The sequence below is a fragment of the Streptomyces sp. CA-249302 genome (assembly GCF_050936785.1).
GTDB lineage: Bacteria > Actinomycetota > Actinomycetes > Streptomycetales > Streptomycetaceae > Streptomyces.
Genome location: NZ_JBNJMG010000001.1, coordinates 809,776 through 830,323 on the forward strand (window position 1 = coordinate 809,776; position 20,548 = coordinate 830,323).

Genomic DNA, 20,548 nt, shown 5'->3' on the forward strand with positions numbered 1-20,548 from the left:
GTGCCGTGGGCGAGTCGTGCCACTCGCCGCCCCAGCACCGACAGCCCCCGTATGTCCGGGCTCCGTGACTGCGAGGGGACCGACCAGTGGGAAGCGACGCATCCCGGCACACCACGCTCGACGACGTGCTGCGCGAGCGCGCGAAACTGCATCCCGGGCGGGTGGCGCTCGTCGATCCCGTCGGCGGCCGCAGCGAATGGACGTACGGCGACCTGGACGAGCGCGTCGAGCGGTGCGCGGCACGGCTGTGGGCCCAGGGAACCCGGCGCGGCGATCGCGTGGTCGTCCGGCTTCCTGCCTGCCTGGACCTCTTCCAGCAGCTCTTCGCCCTGGTCCGGGTGGGTGCGGTGCCCGTCCTCGTGCCGCCCGGCGTGCGCGAGTCGACGGTGCGTGCGGTCGACGCCTTCGTCGAGGAGGAGGCGGGGGACGAGAACCTCGCCCTGCTCCAGCTCGCCGGGGACGGAGTCGGGGTCCCCCGGCTGGTGCCGCTCGATCACGTCCGGTTGCTGCGTTCGGTTCGGGAACGGGCCGTGATCCATGGTGCCGACGAGGACACGATCCATCTGGCCGCGTCGCCCGAACTACCCATCGGAGTACCGGGGTTGCTCGACTGGCTCGCGGTGCTCGTGTCCGGCGGGCAGGTGGTGCTGAGTCCTGGGGCCGAGCCGGACACGGCCTTCGGGCTCGTCGCGGGCGAGCGGGTGACCCACACGGCACTCTCGCCTGGTCTCGCCGTGCGGTGGACCGAGGCGGCGGCCGTCACCGCGTACGACCTCGGCAGCCTGCGCACCCTGGTGGTGGGCGGCGGCGCCTTCGACGAGCGGGTGGCCCGGCGGGTGCGGCCCGCGCTGGGGTGCTCGCTGGTGCAGGTCTTCGGCACGGTCGAGGGACTGGTCTCCTGGACCCGTCCGGAAGACGGTCCGGAGGCGGGGCTGACCACGCAGGGGTGTCCGGTGTCGGCCGACGACGAACTGCGGGTCGTCGACGACGAGGGGCGCCGGCTGCCGGCCGGCGCCAGTGGTCACCTGCTGGTACGCGGCCCCGCCTCCGTCTCCGGGTACTGGCGCTCCCCCGAGCACGACGCCTGCTTCTTCACGGCCGACGGCTTCCACCGCACCGGTGCGATCGCCCGGGTGACTGAGGCCGGTCACCTCGTCGTCGAGCGCGACCCGCTGCCGCCCGTCGGCGCGGGTGGCCCGACGGGGCGCGCAGTCCGCCGGATCCCCGTCCCGCGCAGTCGCCCGCCCCGTCCGCATCCACCCGAAGGGCACACCGAGATGACGCCTCCGATGTTCCCGTACGTCATGCCGACCCCCGCGATGCTGCCCGCCGACCAGACGGGCTGGGCCCTGGACCCGGCCAGGGCGGCTTTACTGGTCCTCAACCTCCAGAACCGTTTCGTACGGGCGCTGGAGCAGGAGTCCGCCCCGGTCACCGAACTCCTCGCCAACGCACGGCGGTTGGTGGCCGCGGCCCGGGAGGCCGGGGTGCCCGTCATCCACTCGGTGCCGGCCGGCGAGCGACGGGCCACCGGGCGCGGGCCCGTCCCCTACGCGAGGCTGTCCGGTCCGTCGACCGGCGCGGAGGGCGAGGCGTTCGCTGCACAGGCCGAACCGCTGGCCGGGGACACGGTGCTGACCGCGCGGAAGTACAGCGCGTTCGCCCGCACCCGACTGGACGGCCGACTGCGGGAGTTGGAGCGTGACCAGGTGGTGATCCTCGGGCTGTACGCCAGGGCCGGGGTACTGATGACCGCGGGCGACGCCTGGGCCCAGGACCTGGAGGCCTTCGTCGTCGCCGACGCCGTCGCCGATCTGTCCGCCGGGGGCCACGAGTTCGCGCTGGAGTGGGTGGCGGACACCTGCGGGGCGGTGACGGCGACGGATCGGGTGGTGTCGGTGTTCGGGGCGGATCACTCGGCGGCGGAGGCGGTCTGAGCCCACCCCTCAGTGGGGCGACTCGGCGGCGGACGCGGTCTGAGCCCACCGCTCAGTGGTGCGGCCCGGCCGTTCACGTGGAACGGCCCGGCAGCCGGGGCGGTATCGAGGCCGCCGCGGCGCCGGGCCGTCCGGTCAGACGGACGTCACACGTCGGGCCACCAGCGAGCGGTGGATCTCGCCCGCGCGGATCGCGGTGGTGGACAGGAGCGTCGAGGTGAGTCCGTGGGTGTGTTCGGTGCCGCCCTGCAGATAGATGCCGGCACTGACGTCGGGGGCGGTCTCCACCCGGTGGTCGCGGCTGACGCGGAGCGCGTCCTCGTCGTCGCGCAGGCAGATCTTCGCGGCCTCACCCAGCAGGTCGGTGAGGTCCCGGGGGCGGTAGCCCGTGGCGTGCACCAGGACGTCGGCCCGCAGCACCTGTTGCTCCCCGGTCGGCAGGTACTCCACCGTGATGTCGAGCGAGCCGTCGTCCCGGGCGAGGACGTCCCGGATGCGCGAGACGTTGAGGAAGCGCAGCCGCTCCCGGCCGGCCACCTTCTCCTGGTACGAGGTCGCGTAAAGGGCCTCGATCAACTCCATGTCGACCACCGAGTAGTTGGTCGAGCGGTGGTAGTCGAAGAGGGACTGTTTCACCTCGGACGGCGCCACGAAGTACGTGTCCACGGCCTCCGGATCGAAGATGCGGTTGGCGAACGGGCTGTCGTCGGCAGGGGTGTAGCCGTACTTGGCGAACACCGCGCAGACCTCGGCCTCGGGGAAGGAGCGGTGCAGGTAGTCGACCGTCTCGGCCGCGCTCTGCCCCGCGCCCAGGACGAGGGCACGTTTCACCGGCGTTCCCGCTGCGGCGAGTTCGGTGACCCGAGGCAGTAACTGGCTGTTGTGCCAGACGCGTTCGGTGAGCTCGACGCCGGGCGGCACATGGGGTTCCAGGCCGACGGCCACGCTGATGTCCCGGGCCCGGTAGGTCACCGTCCGGCCGGGCCGTTCCGGATCCCGGCACACCACGTCGAAGTGGGCGACGGCACCGGACTCGTCGCGCACCGGGTCGACGGCGACCACCACATGGTCGTACGCCACCAGGTGCCGTACCCGCTCCGCCGCCCACTCGAAGTACTCGTGGAACTCCACGCGCAGCGGGAAGAGTGTCTTCTGGTTCAGGAAGTCGATCAGCCGGCCGCGCTCGCGCAGGAAGCACAGGAAGCTGAAGTCGCTGGCCGGATCGCGCAGTGTGACCAGGTCCTTGAGGAAGGACACCTGCATGGTCGCGTCGTCGATCAGCATGCCCCGGTGCCAGCCGAAGCCCGACTGGCGTTCCAGGAAAAGGGCGTTGAGCCGTTCCCCTGGGGGAAGCTCCGCGTTGTGTTCGTCAATCGCTATGGCCAGCGCGAGATTTGACGGTCCGAAACCGATTCCGAGGACGTCATAGGTGGTGTCAGATCCGTTGAGCGGTGACTTCACCGTGGCATCGCCTCCCTCAGGCAGCCACATGTTAGATAAGGTTAGCCTAACCTTGCAATGGAGTCGTTGGACGGGAGAACCGCATGCGCGTCGCCATGTTCGGCTACCAGACCTGGGGCCACCGCACCCTTCAGGCCCTGCTGGACTCCGATCACGAGGTCGTCCTCGTGGTCACCCACCCGAAGAGCGACCACGCCTACGAGAAGATCTGGGACGACAGCGTCGCCGAGCTCGCCGAGAAGCACGACGTGCCGGTCCTGCTGCGCAACCGCCCCGACGACCCCGAGCTGCTGGCCGAGTTGGGCGCCGCCCGCCCGGACATCATCGTCGCCAACAACTGGCGCACCTGGCTGCCGCCGGAGATCTTCGACCTGCCCCCGCACGGCACGCTCAACGTGCACGACTCGCTGCTGCCGTCCTACGCCGGCTTCTCCCCCATCATCTGGGCGCTCATCAACGGTGAGGCACGGGTGGGCGTCACCGCGCACCGCATGAACGGCGAGCTCGACGCCGGTGACATCCTGATGCAGCGCTCGGTGGCGGTCGGCCCCGCCGACACCGCGACCGACCTGTTCCACCGGACCGTGGACCTGATCTCGCCGATCGTGCGCGAGTCGCTCGACCTGATCGCCGCCGGCAAGGACGCCGGGCAGTGGCAGCCCCAGGACCGCAACCGGGCAAGTTTCTTCCACAAGCGGTCACTCGAGGACAGCCGGATCGACTGGACCTGGCCCGCGGAGCGGCTGGAGCGGCTGATCCGGGCGCAGTCGGACCCCTATCCCAACGCGTACGCATTCCACCGCGGGGAGCGCATCAGGATCGTGTCGGCGGGGGTCTCGGAGGCGCACTACGGCGGCACGCCCGGCCGGATCTTCATCCCCGAGGGCGACGGCGTGGTCGTCGTGGCGGGCGCCGACGCCCACAACGGGCGCTGCCGCGGACTACTGGTCCGGCGGGTACGCACCGAGGACGGCACGGAGCTGGCCGCGAAGGACTACTTCCGGACGATGGGCGGTTACCTCACCTCGCGTCCCTGACGGACACCGACGGCGAGGGGCGCCTCTCCCCAGGGGCGCCCCAACAGCCGTATGCCTACAGACAACTGATCGCCCGTCATCACCGTACGAAATGACCGGAACTCATTGCTAAGGCAAGCCTAACCTTGCTTTACTGGCGGCCGTACGAGTCCTTCCCGCGCCTGGCGAAAAGGGATGCACAGCCATGTCGAGAACCTTCCGCACCACCCTTCTCTCCGTCACCCTGGTCGCCGGGCTCGCCGCCTGCGGCTCGGTCAAGGACGACGACTCCTCCTCCGCGACGGACGCGGCGAAGGCCGGCGACTCCGCCGCGTTCCCGGTGACGATCAAGCACAAGTTCGGCGACACGAAGATCTCCGCGGCGCCGAAGCGGGTCGTGGTGATCGGCAACGGCGGCACCGACGACGTCGACGCCCTCTACGCGCTGGGCATCACGCCGGTCGCCATCTCCAAGGACTCCTTCGCGGCCGACGGCGTGTACCCGTGGCTCAAGGACAAGATCGACACCAAGAAGACCAAGCTGCTCGACACCGTCAACGGCGTCGACTTCGAGCAGGTGGCGGCGCTCCAGCCCGATCTGATCCTCGCCACCTCCGACTTCACGCTCGACAAGGACTACAAGAAGCTCGCCGCGGTCGCGCCCACCATCGGCTACGAGACCGCCTGGGGTGCCCAGAGCTGGCAGGAGCACGTCGAGGTGGTGGGCAAGGCCGTCGGCAAGGAGGAGCAGGCCGAGCAGGTCGTCAAGGACACCGAGGCCGACATCGCCAAGGTGAAGGCGAACCACCCGAAGATGGCGGGCAAGACCTACAGCCTGTCCATCGGGAACACCCCGGCCAAGATCTACACCATTGCCTCCGAGAGCGACTTCGCCGCCAAGCTGATGAGCGAGCTGGGCCTCGGCCTGACCTCGTCGGTCAAGAACATCAAGACGGTCAACGGCAGCCCCACGGGCGAGCTCTCCTTCGAGCAGCTCGACAAGCTCGACGCGGACCTGGTCGTCATCGCGTTCACCACGACGGACCTGCAGAAGGCCTTCGAGTCCAGCGCGCTGGTGAAGAACATGTCGGCGGTCAAGGAGGGCAACTACGTGGTGACGGACGTGGAGACCATCAGCCAGCTGCGCAGCCCGTCGGTGCTGGGCATCCCCTGGGCGCTCGACAACCTGGAGCCCGGGTTCGCCAAGCTCGACAAGTGACGCACGCTCGTCACTCCGCTCGGTCGGCGCCGAACCACTTCGGCAGCCGGCCGAGCAGTTCCTGCTGATCGTCCCCGACCCACACCACGTGCCCGTCCGGCCGCAGCAGCGCGGCGGGCACGTCCAACTCCTCGCTGACGTCGACGACATGGTCGACGCGGTCCGCCCAGCCTGCCACGGAGAGCCGGCCGGTCTGGTCGAGCAGCAGTCCGCGGCCCGTGTGCATACGCCCGTAGAGGCGGCCCCGCTTCAGGCCCACGTCACGCATCCGGCGACCGAGCAGGGCGTGTCCCGAACCGAAGTCGTACCGGATGCCGATCCCGGTCATCTTCTCGATCAGGTACCGCTTCACCTCGTCGAAGTCCATCAGCTCCCCCAGCAGCCGGCGGACCGCCCGGGGCCCGGGGTCGACGGACATCAACTCCATTTGTGCGCGGGTGTTGTTGAGCACCTCGGCGGCCACCGGGTGCCGTTCGGTCTCGTACGTGTCCAGCAGCGCCTCAGGGGCCCAGCCGGCGATCTCGGCGGCCAGCTTCCAGCCCAGGTTGAACGCGTCCTGGACGCCGAGGTTGAGGCCCTGGCCGCCGATCGGCGGGTGGACGTGCGCCGAGTCGCCGGCCAGGAGCACGCGGCCCTCGCGGTAGCGCTCGGCCTGCCGGGTGGCGTCGCCGAACCGGGAGAGCCAGCGCGGCGAGTGCACGCCGAAGTCGGTGCCGGAGTACGCCCGCAACTGCCGCTTGAACTCCTCCAGCGTGGGCGGGACGGAGCGGTCCTCGCTCACGCTCTCGGCGGGTACGACGACCCGCCACGCGCCGTTCCCGCTGGGCCCGAGGCCGAACAGCTTCTGCGTCCTGCGGATCTCCTCCACCACGGAGGTCACCGTCTCCGCCGCCACGCCGACCTGCATCTCTCCCAGCAGCACCTCGACACCCGCGGGCTCACCGGGGAAACCGATGCCGAGCAGCTTGCGCACGGTACTGCGGCCGCCGTCGCAGCCGACCAGATAGCGCGAGCGCAGCCGTGTGCCGTCGGCGAGCTCGGCGGTCACCCCGTGCTCGTCCTGGCTCAGCCCGACCAGTTCGCTGCCGCGCCGGATCTCGGCGCCGAGCTCGGCCGCGTGCTCGGCCAGCAGTCGGTCGGTGACGGGCTGGGGGATGCCCAGGACGTAGCCGTGGAAGGTGTCCAGCCGGTCGGGCGCGGGCTTGTGGATGCCGGCGAAGAAGCCGCCGAGGGGGTACTTCCTGCCCTCGGCGAGGAACCGCTCCAGCAGACCGCGCTGGTCCATCACCTCGATGGAGCGCACATGCATGCCGAGCGCTCGGACCACCTCGGTCGGCTCCGCGTCCCGCTCCAGCACGAGCGTGCGCACCCCGTGCAGCCGTAGTTCGCAGGCCAGCATCAGACCCGTAGGTCCACCGCCGGCAATGATCACGTCGAACATCACTCGCCCCGTTTCCGCAGGTCCTGGCTTCGGGGAGTGATTGTGCGACACATGGGGGGCCTTGCCGCAAGGCCCCCCATGGGCTATACGTTGAATAGGGAGAGGAGTATCCACCAGCCCCCGCGGCTACTCCGCCCGCAGTGCCGAGTCGAGTTCCTCCTCGGACATCTCCTCGATCTCCAGCCGGATGGCGGCGACCTGTTCGAGCCGCCCGGGTGTCTCCTCCTCCGCGGACAGCCGCTTGGCCATCCCGCCGGCCGTGAGCGTGGCGAACAGGGCGCGGACGGTGACCTCTGAGGTGTCCAGGGCCTCACGCAACCGGCTGACGATCACGGTGGCGAGCACCGAGTCGCCGCCGAGGGCGAAGAAGCCGTCGTCGAGGCCGACGCGCTCGACGCCGAGCACCTCGCCCCAGGTCCGGGCCACCACCGTCTCCAGTGCGCTGCCGGGGGTGCGGTGCTCCAACTCGCTGTCGATCACCCACAGTTGCTGTACCGCGCGCCGGTCCAGCTTGCCGTTGGAGGTGAGGGGCAGTTCGCGGGTCACAGCGATCCGGGACGGGACCATGTGCGGGGGCAGGACCGTCCGGGCCCAATCCCGCAGTACGTCCTCGGCCACGCCCTCCGCGGCCACCGCCGCCGCCAGCTGGATGCCCTGCCCCCGGGTCAGCCCGGCCACGGCCCGCCGCACCGCGGGATGCCCGGCAAGGGCCGCCTCGACCTCCCCCAGTTCGATGCGGAAGCCGCGCAGCTTCACCTGGTGGTCGCGGCGGCCGAGGAATTCGAGGGTCCCGTCGGGCCAGTACCGGGCCAGGTCACCTGTCCGGTACCAGCGCACGCCGTCCCGCTCGACGAACTTCTCCGCCGTACGCTCCGGGTCCTTCCGGTAGCCGAGGGCCACCCCGTCCCCGCCGATCCACAGCTCCCCCGGCACCCAGTCCGGGCAGTCCCGGCCGCGGGCGTCGACGACCCGGCAGCGCACGTTGTGCAGAGGTGTGCCGTAGGGCACCGCCCGCCAGTGTGCGGGGACGTGAGCGCCCGTCACCTCGCAGACGGTGGAGTGGATCGCGGTCTCCGTCGTACCGCCGAGCCCGGTGAACCGGCACCCGGGCGCCCGCTCGGCGAGCCGTCCCGGCAGATCGGTGCCCACCCAGTCGCCGCCGAGCAACACCGTGCGCAGGCCGGTGAGTTCGCCGGGGCCGGTGGCGAGCAGCAGCATGTCGAGGAGCGGGGGCGCGCAGTTGAGGAGGGTGACCCGGTGCCTGCGCACGAGGTCGGCCCACTGGCTCGCCTCGCGCCGGTCGGCCTCGTCCACGAGGACGACCGCGCCGCCCGCGCCGAGCAGCCCGAAGACGTCGTAGACGGAGAGATCGAAGTCGAGCGCCGAGACGGCGAGACAGCGGTCCGACGTGCCCACGGAATAGCGGTCGTTGAGATCGTCGATCGTGTTCACGGCCGCCCGGTGCGGCACTTCGACGCCCTTGGGCTCGCCGGTGGAACCGGACGTGAACAGGACGTAGGCCGGCTGTTCCTCGTCGACGACCGTCGGCTCGGCCAGCGGGGTCGCGCGGACCGCTTCCTCGACGGACAAGGTGTCGAGGCCGTCGACCGGGCGACCATCGGTCAGGGTGAGGCGGAAGCCGGCCGTGGCCTGGATGCGCTCACGGCGGGCGGCGGGCTGGTCGACCGCGATGGGGACGTACGCGGCACCGGCCGCCAACACGCCCAGAGCGGCGATGAGTTGGTCGGGACCCTTCGGGAGGCTGACGGCGACGGTGTCCCCCGGACGGGTGCCGCGCTCCACCAGGGCGGCACCGGTGCGCAGGGCGCGGTCGGCCAACTCGCCGTAGGACAGGGTGCCTTCGGCGCCCCAGAGCAGAGCGGGGGCGTCGGGCTGTTCGGCCGCGCACTCGAAGAATCCCTGGTGGAGCAGGCGGTGGCTGCGCGGGGCCGCGGTGGCGTTCGCGGTGGCGCGTACGGCAGACTGCTCGGCCGGGAGCAGGGCCGGGACCGGCTGCTCCCACACACCGTCGTCGGTGCCGAGCCGGGTGACGAGGCCGTGGAAGGCGGCGAACATGGCGTCGATCAGTCCGGCGGGGAAGGCGTCCTCGCGCACGTCCCAGTTGACCAGCAGCCCGCCGTCGACCTCGGTCACCTGGGCGTCCAGCAGAACCTGCGGGCCCTGGGAGATGATCCACACGGGCTTGCCGAAGGAGCCGGTGACGCCCGCGTCGAAGAGCTCTCCGAGGTTGAGGGCGCTGGTGAACACGACCGGGGCGAGCACCTGTTCGCCGTTGTGCCGGGAGAGGTCGCGCAGTACCTCCACACCCGAGTAGTCGGCGTGGGCGGCATCCGTGTGCATACGGTCCTGGAGGCGCCGCGCGTGTTCGGTGAACGACGCCTGTCCGGCCAGGTCGACGTCGAGCAGCACCGAGCTGGTGAAGTCGCCGACCAGAAGGTCGACGTCGGGGTGGGAGCCGCGACGGTCGAACATCGGCACGTTCAGCAGGAACCGCGGCTGTCCGCTCCAGGCGGCCAGCACCTCGGAGAAGGCGGTCGCCACGGCCATCGCGGGGGTCAGCCCGTGCTGGTGGGCGCGGGCGGTCAGCCGCTGCTTCTCGGCGGGCGGCAGCCAGTGGTGGCGCCGGGTCACCTTGGTCGGGTCGGCGCGTTCGGCCTCGGGGACGAGCGGGAGTTCGGGCGCGCTCGGCAGCTCGGGGACGCGCCGGCCCCACCACTCCTGCGACTGCTCCTTGCTCAGCCGGCGCACCTCCGCACGCTCCGCGAGGTACTCCGGGTAGCTGGTGCGGATCGCGGGCAGGGTCGTGCCGGGGTCCCGGTAGAGGGCGGCGAGGTCGGAGAGCAGCACGCGGTAGCTGAGCGCGTCGGCGGCGAGCATGTCGACGTCGACGTGGAGACGGGTGCGGCCACCGGGCAGCAGGGAGAGCTGGACGGCGAACACCTCGCCGGCGGCCACGTCGAGCCGGGCGTGCGAGGAGGACTGCCGGATGTCCTCCAGTTTGGCGGCCACCGTCTCCTCGTCCAGGCCACGCAGATCGTTCAAGGCCGTTGCGGGGCGGGCGAGTTCGGGGAGGATCTGCTGTCGGCCGTCGTCGGTGAAGCGGGCGCGCAGCATGGCGTGCCGGGCCACGAGGGCTCGTACGGCCGTGTCGAGCCGCTCGGGTTCCACGCCGGTGCCGTCGAACTCGACGTACAGGTGGGCTGCGACGGAGCCGAGGTTGGTGTCGTCGCCGCGGCCGATCCAGTAGGCGTGCTGCATGACGGCCAGCGCGAAGGGCTCGTCGGGAGCGACCGACACGGGCACGGGAGCCGGCGCCGGCGCCTCCGGGGTGGGCGCATGGGAGTCCAGCAGGGCGCGCCAGGCCCGTAGCGTCGGCTCCTTGGCCAGTTCGGCGAAGCTGACCTTGACGCCCTGCTTGCGCCAGCCGCCGGCGATCTTCATCAGGGTGATGGAGTCCAGGCCCCAGGCGATGAGGCTGTCGTCCTCGCTCGGTGGGGCGTCCTGCGGGTGCAGGGCGTCGGTGACCGCGCGGAGCAGTGCGTCCGGGGTCGGGGGGTGTTGCGTCACCGGTTCCTCCGCTGTGCCTCGGGAGTCGTTTCAGAAGTCTTCGTTCTCGAAGTCGTCGATGTCGTCCTGGGTCAGCTCGACCAGGGGGAGGTCGGACGGGGTGAGCCCGCCGACCGGGGAGTGCCGGGCGAGCCCGCGCAGCGCCTGCTCCCAGAGGGCGAGGAGACCGTCCGCCTCCGCGGGCGTCAGCCATGCCTCGGGCCAGGTCACGGACACATGCAGCCGGGCGCCGTCCACGGTCTCGACCGCCACCGCGTTGACCTCAAGGCCGAAGCCCACCGGCCGGTCGCCGTCCTGCGGAACGGTCAGCATCGGAGCCTCGGGGGCCAGTCCCCAGGCCTCCTCGGGGGAAGTGGCCGCGGAGAACCGGCCCAGGTAGTTGAAGAGGATCTGCGGTTGCGGGAGTTTCTCCAGCTCCGGCCCGGTGTCCGGATTGAGGTGGCGGAGCAGGCCGTAGCCGAGACCGTGGTCCGGTACGGCCCGCAACTGCTCCTTGACCCGCTTCAGCGCGGTCGCGGCCGCTGCCCCGCCCGCCAGCGCCTCGTCGAGGTCCAGCGGCCCGGGGTCGATGCAGACCGGGTGGAAGGTGGTGAACCACCCCACCGTGGCCGCCAGATCCACCCCGCCCGCGATCTCCTCCGCACGCCCGTGCCCCTCCACGCCGACGAGGAGCGAACCGCCCGGGAGATCGCCGCGTTCCCCACGCCAGGCCGCGACCGCGAGCGCGAAGGCGGTGAGCAGGACGTCCGGAACGGCGGCGCGGTAGGCGGCGGGCAGTGTCGTCAGCAGCTCGGCGCTGAGGTCATCGGGCAGGACGAGCGTGTGCTCCGCGAGGGTCTGCGCGGTGTCGCGGTCCGGTTCGAGGGAACGGTCCAGCAGAGGTCGTACGCCGGTCACCTCCTCCTTCCACCACGGCAGTTCATCCACACGTCCAGGTTTGCGGGCCTCCTCGACCAGCAGCCTGCTCCAGGTGCGGAAGGAGGTCCCCCGGGGGGACAGCGGCCTGCCCGACCAGGCGTCGGCCAGGTCCGAGGTGATGATGCGCCACGACACTCCGTCCACGACGAGGTGGTGGGCGACGAGGAGCAGTCGGCCGGGGGTTCCGTCGTCCGGCTCGAACCAGACGGCCTCCAGCATGCGGCCCGACCGGGGCTCGAGACGGGCGGCGGCAGAAGCAAGGTGCTGTTCGAGATCGGCGCCGGGCAGGCCGGGCACTCGGGTGAGCTGCACGGCCGCCCCAGGTGGGACCAACAAGCGGCCCTCGTCGGTCAGTTGGGCGCGGAGCATGTCGTGGCGGACAAGTACCGCCTGTAGCACGGCGGTCAGCGCGTCCTGGGTGAGGTCGGGCGGGGTCACCAGCAGGACCGCCTGGGCGAGTCCGCCGTAGGAGCCGTCGGGACCGGCGGTCCAACGCATGATCGGGGTGGGGTCCAGCTCGCCCAGCGGTTCGTCGGCGACGGCCGGTTCCGTCCGGTTCGCGGTGGCGGCCGCGGCGGCCAGGCCGGCCGGGGTGGGTGTCTGGAATATCTGGCGGGGGCTGATCGCGAGGCCCGCCTTGCGGGCCAGGGTGACCAGGCGGATGGAGACGATGCTGTCGCCGCCGAGTTCGAAGAAGTTGTCGTCGACGGAGACGCCGCTCAACCCCAGTACGTCCGCGAAGAGTTCGGTGAGTTGCCGCTCGCGTTCGTCGACGGGCTCCCGTGTGCCGGTGGTGGTCGTGGTCTCCGGGGCGGGGAGGGCCGTGCGGGCGACCTTGCCGGAGGGCAGCAGCGGGAAGGCGCCCAGGACGGTGAGCGTGCGCGGCACCATGTGCTCGGGCAGGCGCTCCAGGAGCCAGCCGCGCACCTCGGCGGGGTCGGCGGTGGTCAGGCAGTACCCGGCGAGTTGCTTGACGCCGGGCGCGTCCTCGCGGATCACGACCACGGCACGGCGTACCTCCGGGTGCTGTTCGAGGACGGCCTCGATCTCCTCCAGCTCGACCCGCATACCGCGGATCTTCACCTGGTTGTCGGCACGGCCCAGGAACTCCAGGGTGCCGTCCTGCCGCCAGCGCACCAGGTCGCCGGTGCGGTAGAGGCGTTCGCCGGGCGGGCCGAAGGGGTCGGCCACCCAGTGGTCGGCGGTGCGGCGCGGGTCGTTCACATAGCCGCGGCCGAGGTAGACACCGCCCGCGTACAGCTCGCCGGGGACGCCGACCGGGGTGGGCCGGAGCCGTTCGTCGAGGACGTACAGCCGGGTGTTGGTGTTGGGGCGGCCGATGGAGACGGCGCTGCGGATCGCGCCGGTGCGGTAGACGACGTGGCTGACGCCGATGGTGGCCTCGGCCGGCCCGTACCCGTGGTACATCACCGCCCCGCTCGCCTGCCGGAAGCGGGCGAACAGCTCCGGGGTGAGCACCTCGCCGCCGCACCACACGTGCCTGAGCGAGGCCGCCCGCCGGGCGAACCCGTCCTGTTCCAGCAGGAGATCGAGCATCGAGGAGACCAGATAGGTGAAGGTCACCCGGTGCCGCTCGACGGTCTCCAGCAGATAGTCGACGTCCCGCTCGCCACCCGGCTCGGCGATCACCACGCGGCCGCCGTGCACCAGCGGCAGGAAGATCTCGTTGATGGAGATGTCGAAGCCGAGCGGCGCCTTGAACAGGGCCGCGTCGTCCGTGCCGAAGCCGAGCAGGGCGCGCTGCCACAACAGCCGGTGGGCGATGGCCCGGTGACGGATCATCGCGCCCTTGGGCAGGCCGGTGGAGCCGGAGGTGTAGATGACGTAGGCGAGGCCCTCGGGGTCGACGGGCACCTCCGGGTTCGCGGCGTGCGGCACGGGTCCGTCGAGGTCGACCTCGACGACCGGCGGACCGTCGACCACGTCCGTCGAGCGCCCCAGCACCGCCGTCAGCGCCGCGCTGCGGCAGACCTCGGCGATCCGCCGGGCCGGCCAGGACGGCTCCAGCGGCACGAACGCCCCGCCCGCCTTCAGGACGGCGAGCAGCCCGACCACCATCTCCACCGAGCGTTCGAGATGGATGCCGACGGTGCGCTCCGGGCCGACACCGAGTGAAATCAGTTGCTGCGCAAGGGCGTTGGCGCGTGCGTTGAGTTCGCCGTACGTCAGCGACAGTCCGCCCTCGATGCCGTACTCCACGGCGGTGAGCGCGGGCGTCATGGCGGCCTGCTCCTCGACCAGCGCGGTGAGGGTGGTGGCGGGCATGGGGTGCGCGGTGTCGTTCCACTCCCCCAGCAGCAGCGAGCGCTCGCGCGGAGTGAGTACGTCCGCTGCGGCGACCTGCCGGTCCGGGTGGCGGGCCAGCTCGCCGACCAGGCCGACGAACCGGTCCACCATGTCCTGCGCGGTGTCGTCGTCGTAGAGGTCCCGGCTGTGGACGAGTGCTCCGGCGACCCCTCCGACGTCCGCGCGCTCGAAGAGGTGGAAGGCGAGGTCGGTCTTCGCGGTGTAGAAGTCGACCCGCAGCTCACTCAGCGCCAGTCCGGCGAACTCCCTTGTCTTGTCCGGGGCTTGCTGATGGGCGAGCATCACCTGGAACAGCGGGTGACGGCCCATCGAGCGGGCCGGGCCGAGGGCGTCGACCAACTGCTCGAACGGCAGGTCCTGGTGGGCGTACGCGTCCACGTCCGCCTCACGGACTCGGGTGAGGAGGGTGCGGAAGGTGGGGTCGCCGGAGACGTCCGTGCGGAGGACCAGCGTGTTCACGAAGAGGCCCACGAGGTCGTCGAGTGCGGCATCGCCGCGTCCGGCGACCGGAGTGCCCAGCGGGATGTCGTCACCCGCGCCCAGCCTGCCGAGCAGTACGGCGAGGGCGGCCTGGAGCGCCATGAACACGGTGCCGCCGGCTTCCGCGGCCAGCTCCCGCAGGGCCGCATGGACCTCGGCGTCGAGGCTGAAGTCGACGGCACCGGCCGAGTAGCCGGGGACGGCCGGGCGCGGGCGGTCGACCGGGAGCTGGAGTTCCTCGGGCAGGCCCTCCAACGCCCGCTGCCAGTAGTTCAGTTGGACGGCGGGATCGGCGAGCTGCTGCCAGAGGGTGTAGTCGGTGTACTGGACCGGCAAGGGCGACCAGTCGGGGTCGGTACCGGCCAGGCGGGCGGTGTACGCCGTCTCCAGATCCTTCAGCAGCGGCTCCGCCGACCAGCCGTCGGTGGCGATGTGGTGGACCAGGAGCAGCAGGACGTGTTCCTCGGGGGCGAGGCCGTAGAGCGTCGCACGCACAGGGATTTCGGTGTCCAGCGCGAAGGAGTATCCGGCGGCTTCGCGCAGTAACCCGTCGAGGTCCCCCGTGCGGGCGGGCACCACGTCGAAGGGGACGGTCGCGGCCTGCGGCGGCAGGACGGACTGCCGGGGCGTGCCGTCGTCGTCGGGGAATACCGTGCGGAGAGACTCGTGGCGGGCGACGACGTCGTTCAGCGCGGTGTGCAGGGCCGCTTGGTCGAGCCGGCCGGTGAGCCGTACCGCGGTGGTGATGTTGTAGGTGGGGGTCGGGCCCTCCAGCCGGTACAGGAACCAGAGCCTGGCCTGGGCGGAGGAGAGCGGCACGATGGCCGGGCGTTGGGCGGGCAGTAGGGCGGGCCGCCCCCCGGCAGAAGGCGGGCTGCCGAGGTAGGGGGCGAGCCCGGCCGGTGTCGGCTGGTCGAAGACCGCACGCAGCGGGACGGCGGCGCCGAGTTCGGCGCGGATGCGGGCGACCAGGCGGGTGGCCAGGACGGAGTGGCCGCCGAGGGCGAAGAACTCGTCGTGGATACCGACGGCCGGCAGTCCGAGCAGGTCGGCGAAGAGGGCGCACAGCCTCGCCTCGGCCTCGGTACGCGGCTCGGTCGCGGTGGTGAGTTCGGAGAGGTCGGGGGCGGGCAGGGCGGCGCGGTCCAGCTTTCCGTTGGGGGTGAGGGACAGTTCGTCGAGGACGACGACGGCCGCGGGCAGTTGGTGGTCCGGGAGGGACGCCGTCAACTCCTCGCGGATACGCAGCGGTTCGAGGTGGGTGCCGGGACGCGGGACGACGTACGCCACCAGCCGCGCCTCTTCCGCCTGTACCGTCACGGCGGCCTGGGACACCCCGGGCAGGGCCGCCACGGCGGCCTCCGTCTCGCCCGGTTCGACCCGGAAGCCGCGGATCTTGACCTGGTCGTCGGTCCGGCCGATGAACTCCAGGGCGCCCTGCGCGGTCCAGCGCACGAGGTCGCCGGTGCGGTACAGGCGGGAGCCGGGCGGGCCGTACGGGTCGGCGACGAAGCGGGTGGCGGTGAGGGCGGGACGGTCGAGGTAGCCGCGGGCCAGTTGGGTGCCGGCCAGGTACAGCTCGCCGGGTACGCCGGGCGGGACGGGGCGCAGGGCGGCGTCGAGGACGAGGGTTCGGGTGTTCCAGACGGGCCGTCCGATGGGCACGGAGCCCGCGGCCGACCTCGTGCCCTCGGCGCACGGCCAGGCGGTGACGTCCACGGCGGCCTCGGTGGGGCCGTAGAGGTTGTGCAGGGCGGTGCCGTCGAGGAGTTGGGCGAATCGGTCGGCGAGTTCCGTGGGCAGGGCCTCGCCACTGCACACCACCCGGCGCAGCACGCCCCTGGCCAGTTCGGCGGCGGGGTCGTCCAGGAAGACCCGCAGCATGGAAGGCACGAAGTGGGCGGTGGTGACCTGCTGTCGGCGGATCAGCTCGGCCAGGTACTCGGGGTCGCGATGGCCGCCGGGCCGGGCCAGCACGAGTGCCGCACCCGTGATGAGCGGCCAGAAGAACTCCCACACCGAGACGTCGAAACTGGCCGGCGTCTTCTGGAGCACCCGGTCGTCGGCCGCGAGCCCGTACGCGTCCTGCATCCACAGCAGCCGGTTGACGATCCCGGCGTGCGGCACGACGGCGCCCTTGGGGCGGCCGGTGGAACCGGAGGTGTAGATGACGTAGGCGGGGTGGTCGGGGTGCAGCGGGTGCGACCGCTCCGCGTCGGTGACTTCGGCGCCGTCCTCGGCGGCGATCCGCGCGCGTACGGCTGGGTCGTCGAGCAGCAACTCCGGTGCCCGGTGCGGCGGCAGCGCGTCGCTCGTGGTCACCACGAGCGCCGGCATGGCGTCCTCGATCATGAAGGACAGGCGCTCGGCGGGATATCCGGTGTCCAGGGGCACATACGCGCCGCCCGCCTTGAGCACGGCGAGCAGCGCGACGACCAGGTCGCGGCCGCGGTCCAGGGCGACGCCCACCAAGCGTTCTGGGCCGACCCCTTGGGCGATCAGGAGTCGGGCGAGGCGGTTGGCGCGGGCGTGCAGTTCGGCGTGGTCGAGTTCGGTGGCGTCGGCGATCAGGGCCGGTGCGTGCGGGGTGCGGACGGCCTGCCGGTCGAGCAGCTCGGTGAGGGTGGCGGTGGGGACGGGGTGCCCGGTGGCGTTCCACTCCCCCACGACCTGCCGCTCCTCCGCCTCCGTCATCAACGGCAGCCGGGAAACGGCGAGTTCGGGCTCGGCGAGTGCGGCGGCGAGGAGTGTCTCCAGTTGCCGTAGCAGCCGGTCGACGGTGTCCGGAGTGAACAGGCCGCTGCGGTAGGTGGCCTCGATGCGCAGCCGCCCGCCCGTGAGGAAGGCTTCCAGGGACAGGTCGAACTGGGTGGTGTCGTTGTGGACGGTCTCCCACTCGGCCGTCACGCCCGGCAGTCGGGGCCCGTCGAGTCCCTGGGTGAGGAACAGCAGCATGACGTCGAAGTAGACCGAGCGGCCCTGGTGCCGTTCCGGGCGCAGTTGCTCCACCAGGCGGTCGAAGGGCATGTCCTGATGGGCGTATCCGTCGGTGGCCAACTGGCGGACCCGCTCGACGAGTTCGGCGAATCCGGGGTCGCCGTCCAGGTCGGCGCGGAACGCCAGGGTGTTACCGAAGTTGCCGATCAGCTTCTCGAGGCCGGGGAGATCGCGGCTCATGACGGCCGAGCCGACGGGGATGTCGGTGGCGCCGGTGAGGCGGTGCAGCAGCGCGGACAGGCCAGCCAGCAGCACCATGAAGGGGGTCGCGCCGGCGTTGCGGGCGAAGGCGGTGACCCGGTCGGTCACGTCGGGCGCGAAGGTGTGGAAGCGGCGGTCGCCGTGCGCGGTGGGCTGGGCGCTGCGCGGTGCGTCGGTGGGCAGGGCGAGCGGCCGGGGCGCGGGATCCAGGGCCGCACGCCAGTGGTCGAGGTGCTCGGCGAGCCGCTCGCCGGTCCAGGTGGTGCGCTGCCAGAGCGCGAAGTCGGCGTACTGGACGGGAAGCGGTTCGAGGCCGGAGGGTTCACCGGTCGTCGCCGCCCGGTACAGGGCACTGAGATCGCGGGAGAGAGCGTTGAACGTCCCGCCGTCCCAAGCGATGTGATGCACTGTCAACACGAGCGCGTGATCGTCCGCGGAGCGCCGGATCAGCAGGGCTCGCAAGGGGTGGTCCGAGGCCAAGTCGAACCCCGTCGCGGAGGCACCCCGAGCCAACCCCTCTGTCCTGCGGTCCTGTTCGGCCTCGGACAGTCCGCCGAGGTCGGCGGTAGTGAAGCCGACCTCCCCCTGCGCGTCGACCACCTGTTCCGGAGTGCCCTCGTCCGTGGCCGGATACCGGGTGCGCAGCACCTCGTGCCGGTCGATCAGACCTTGCAGGGCGGTCCGCAGCGCGGCCGGGTCCAGCGGGCCGCGCAGCCGAATGGCCAGGCAGACGTTGTAGGCGGGGCTGCCCGGATCGAGCTGTTGCAGCAGCCACATACGGGACTGGGCGTACGACAGCGGGAGGCGCCCGGTGTCCTCCGGCCGGCGCGGGATGCGGTCGGAGTCGGCGGGGGCGGCGGCCAGACCGGCGCTCTCCAGCCTGCGGCGCAGGAGTTCGCGTTTGCGCGCCGCGACCTCGGCGGGGGTGGCCGGGTGGGTCTCCGTCACTGGTCTCCGCCTTTCAGCAGCAGGTCGAGGGAGCTGGCCCAGAGGTCGGCGAGTCGCTGGATCTCGGGCTCGCCGAAGAGGCGTTCGGGCCACTGCCAGCAGACGCTGAGCTCCTCGCCGGTGAGCACGGCGTCGACGACCAGCGGGTAGGGGGCCGGCATCCCCGGGTCGGCGCCGCTGCCCATGGCGCCGGTCTCGGGGGCGCTGGTGAACACGGCGCTGTCCCGGCGTTCGCCCGCCGTCATCCGTCCGAGGTAGTTGAACTCGATCTGGGGCTCGGCGAGTTCGGCCAGTTGCGCTGCCGTCTCCGGGTTGAGGTGGCGCAGAAGGCCGTAGCCGATGCCCTTGTCGGGCGGCGCGGCGAGCTGGTCGCGGATCGCGCGGGTCCCGTCCGTGCCGGCGTCGAGGCGCACCGGGAAGACGGTCGTGAACCAGCCGAGGGTGCCGGAGAGGTCGGCGCCGGGCAGGAGTTGCTCCTCGCGGCCGTGGCCCTCGAGGGCGATCAGGGTGGAGTCGTCCTGTGACGGCACCGCTCGGCCGAGGCCGCGCCGCCAGTCCGGGACGGCGAGCGCCAGCGCGGTCAGCAGTGCCGCCTGGACGTCGGTCGCGCCGAGCGGGACGGCGACGTCGGGGCCGAGGGTGGTCCAGAGCCTGCGCACCGTGGCCCTGGTGTCGAGGGCGGGGTCGAGGGGCGCTGTGCCGAGGGGCGGTTCCGGGCGGTCCAACACGCCCTTCCAGAAGGCGAGTTCGGGGGTACGGCGCACTGCTCCCGCCCGCAGAGCGCCGGCCCACTCCTTGAAGGAGGTGCCGGGCGGGGAGAGCGGCGCGCGCTCCCAGGCCGCTGCGAGGTCGGCCACCAGGACGCCCCAGGAGGCGGCGTCGGTCACCAGGTGGTGCAGGACGACCAGGAGCCGCCCCTCCCGCCCCGGCCCCGCGTCGAACCACAGGAACCGTGCCACCGCCCCCGTCGCCGGGTCGAGCTCGGCCACGAGCTCGTCGAAGGCCTCGGGGACCAGTGTGCCGACGGCCGTGTGGTCGAGGCGCTCGGCGTCGATCCGCCGTACACACTGCGCGGCTTGGGCCTCGCCGACGGGAGCCGCGCGGAATCGCCAGGTGCCGTCGTCGGCCTGGGCGAAGGTGGAGCGGAGGAGGTCGTGCCGGTCCAGGACGGTCTGGACCGTGCGGTGCAGCCCGTCGAGGTCCAGGTCGGGCGGTGTCCTGAGGAACCGTGCCTGGCTGAGCCCGCGGAAGGGGCCGCCCTGTTCGGTGAGCCAGGTCAGCATCGGGGTGAGCGGGATGTCGCCGACTCCCGCGTCGGGGTCGGCGGTCCGGCGTGGCGCGGCGGTGCGGCCGAGAGCGGCGAGTCCGGCCACCGTGGGGTTCTCGAACACGTCCCGCGGGGAGATCGCCAGGCCGGTCGCGCGGGCCTGGCTGACCAGCCGCATGGAGACGATGCTGTCGCCGCCGAGGGCGAAGAAGCTGTCGTGCACGCCGACGGTGTCCAGGCCGAGGACCTCGGCGAACAGGGTGGCGAGCCGTTCCTCGGCCGCGTTGCGCGGGGGCTGCGCGGCGGGGCCGGCCGAGCGGGACGGGGCGGGCAGGGCGGCGGTGTCCAGCTTGCCGTTGAGGGTGAGCGGGAAGCCGTCCACCTGGACGAACGCGGACGGGACCATGTAGTCGGGCAGTACGGCGGCGACGGAGCGGCGCAGGAGCTCTTCGGTGTCCTCGGGCGCCGACGGGGTTACGACCACGTAGGCGACGAGGCGGCGGACTCCGGGAGTGTCCTCACGTACGACGACGGCGGCGCGTTCGACCAGCTCGTGGTCCAGCAGTACGGTCTCGATCTCGCCGGGCTCGATCCGGTATCCGCGGATCTTCACCTGGTCGTCGATCCGGCCCAGGCATTCCACCAGGCCGTCCTCGGTCCAGCGGGCTATGTCACCGGTGCGGTACATGCGGGCGCCGGGGTGGGCGTCGAAGGGGTCGGCGACGAAACGGGACGCGGTAGCAGAGG

8 protein-coding genes are annotated in these 20,548 nt (G+C 71.9%); 3 read left to right on the forward strand and 5 right to left on the reverse strand.

Annotated features, from left to right (window positions below; all coding sequences use genetic code 11):
• Positions 1-86 precede the first annotated feature (86 nt).
• Positions 87-1,937, forward strand: coding sequence for an isochorismatase family protein (locus ACQEWB_RS03670; RefSeq protein ID WP_432826961.1), 1,851 nt, complete (start codon positions 87-89; stop codon positions 1,935-1,937).
• A 135-nt stretch (positions 1,938-2,072) separates the two neighbouring features.
• Here the strand turns inward: ACQEWB_RS03670 and ACQEWB_RS03675 are convergent, their stop codons facing one another.
• On the reverse strand, positions 2,073-3,428 hold the full coding sequence (locus ACQEWB_RS03675; protein ID WP_432826963.1) for a lysine N(6)-hydroxylase/L-ornithine N(5)-oxygenase family protein: 1,356 nt from the start codon (positions 3,426-3,428) through the stop codon (positions 2,073-2,075).
• A 53-nt stretch (positions 3,429-3,481) separates the two neighbouring features.
• On the opposite strand from ACQEWB_RS03675, the gene ACQEWB_RS03680 reads away from it, so the two are divergent.
• Together ACQEWB_RS03680 and ACQEWB_RS03685 are read left to right on the forward strand one after the other, a co-directional pair.
• Entirely contained in the window at positions 3,482-4,435 is a 954-nt protein-coding gene (locus tag ACQEWB_RS03680) for a methionyl-tRNA formyltransferase (RefSeq protein WP_432826965.1), read from the forward strand.
• A 184-nt stretch (positions 4,436-4,619) separates the two neighbouring features.
• A complete protein-coding gene (locus ACQEWB_RS03685) occupies positions 4,620-5,633 on the forward strand; it encodes an ABC transporter substrate-binding protein (protein WP_432826967.1) in 1,014 nt (337 codons plus the stop codon).
• A 10-nt stretch (positions 5,634-5,643) separates the two neighbouring features.
• Here ACQEWB_RS03685 and rox read toward each other — a convergent pair whose 3' ends face one another.
• The 4 genes from rox to ACQEWB_RS03705 form a co-directional block, all read right to left on the reverse strand.
• Positions 5,644-7,074: a rifampin monooxygenase gene (rox, locus tag ACQEWB_RS03690; RefSeq protein WP_432826969.1), complete on the reverse strand. Its 1,431-nt coding sequence runs from the start codon at positions 7,072-7,074 to the stop codon at positions 5,644-5,646.
• Between the two features lie 126 nt (positions 7,075-7,200).
• Positions 7,201-10,662, reverse strand: a complete 3,462-nt coding sequence (locus ACQEWB_RS03695) for an amino acid adenylation domain-containing protein (RefSeq protein ID WP_432826971.1) — start codon at positions 10,660-10,662, stop codon at positions 7,201-7,203.
• 30 nt (positions 10,663-10,692) lie between these two features.
• Entirely contained in the window at positions 10,693-18,534 is a 7,842-nt protein-coding gene (locus ACQEWB_RS03700; RefSeq protein ID WP_432826973.1) for an amino acid adenylation domain-containing protein, read from the reverse strand.
• Complete coding sequence (locus ACQEWB_RS03705; RefSeq protein WP_432843631.1) at positions 18,531-20,489, reverse strand: condensation domain-containing protein; 1,959 nt, start codon at positions 20,487-20,489, stop codon at positions 18,531-18,533. The genes ACQEWB_RS03700 and ACQEWB_RS03705 overlap by 4 nt, the downstream gene beginning before the upstream one ends.
• Positions 20,490-20,548: the final 59 nt, after the last annotated feature.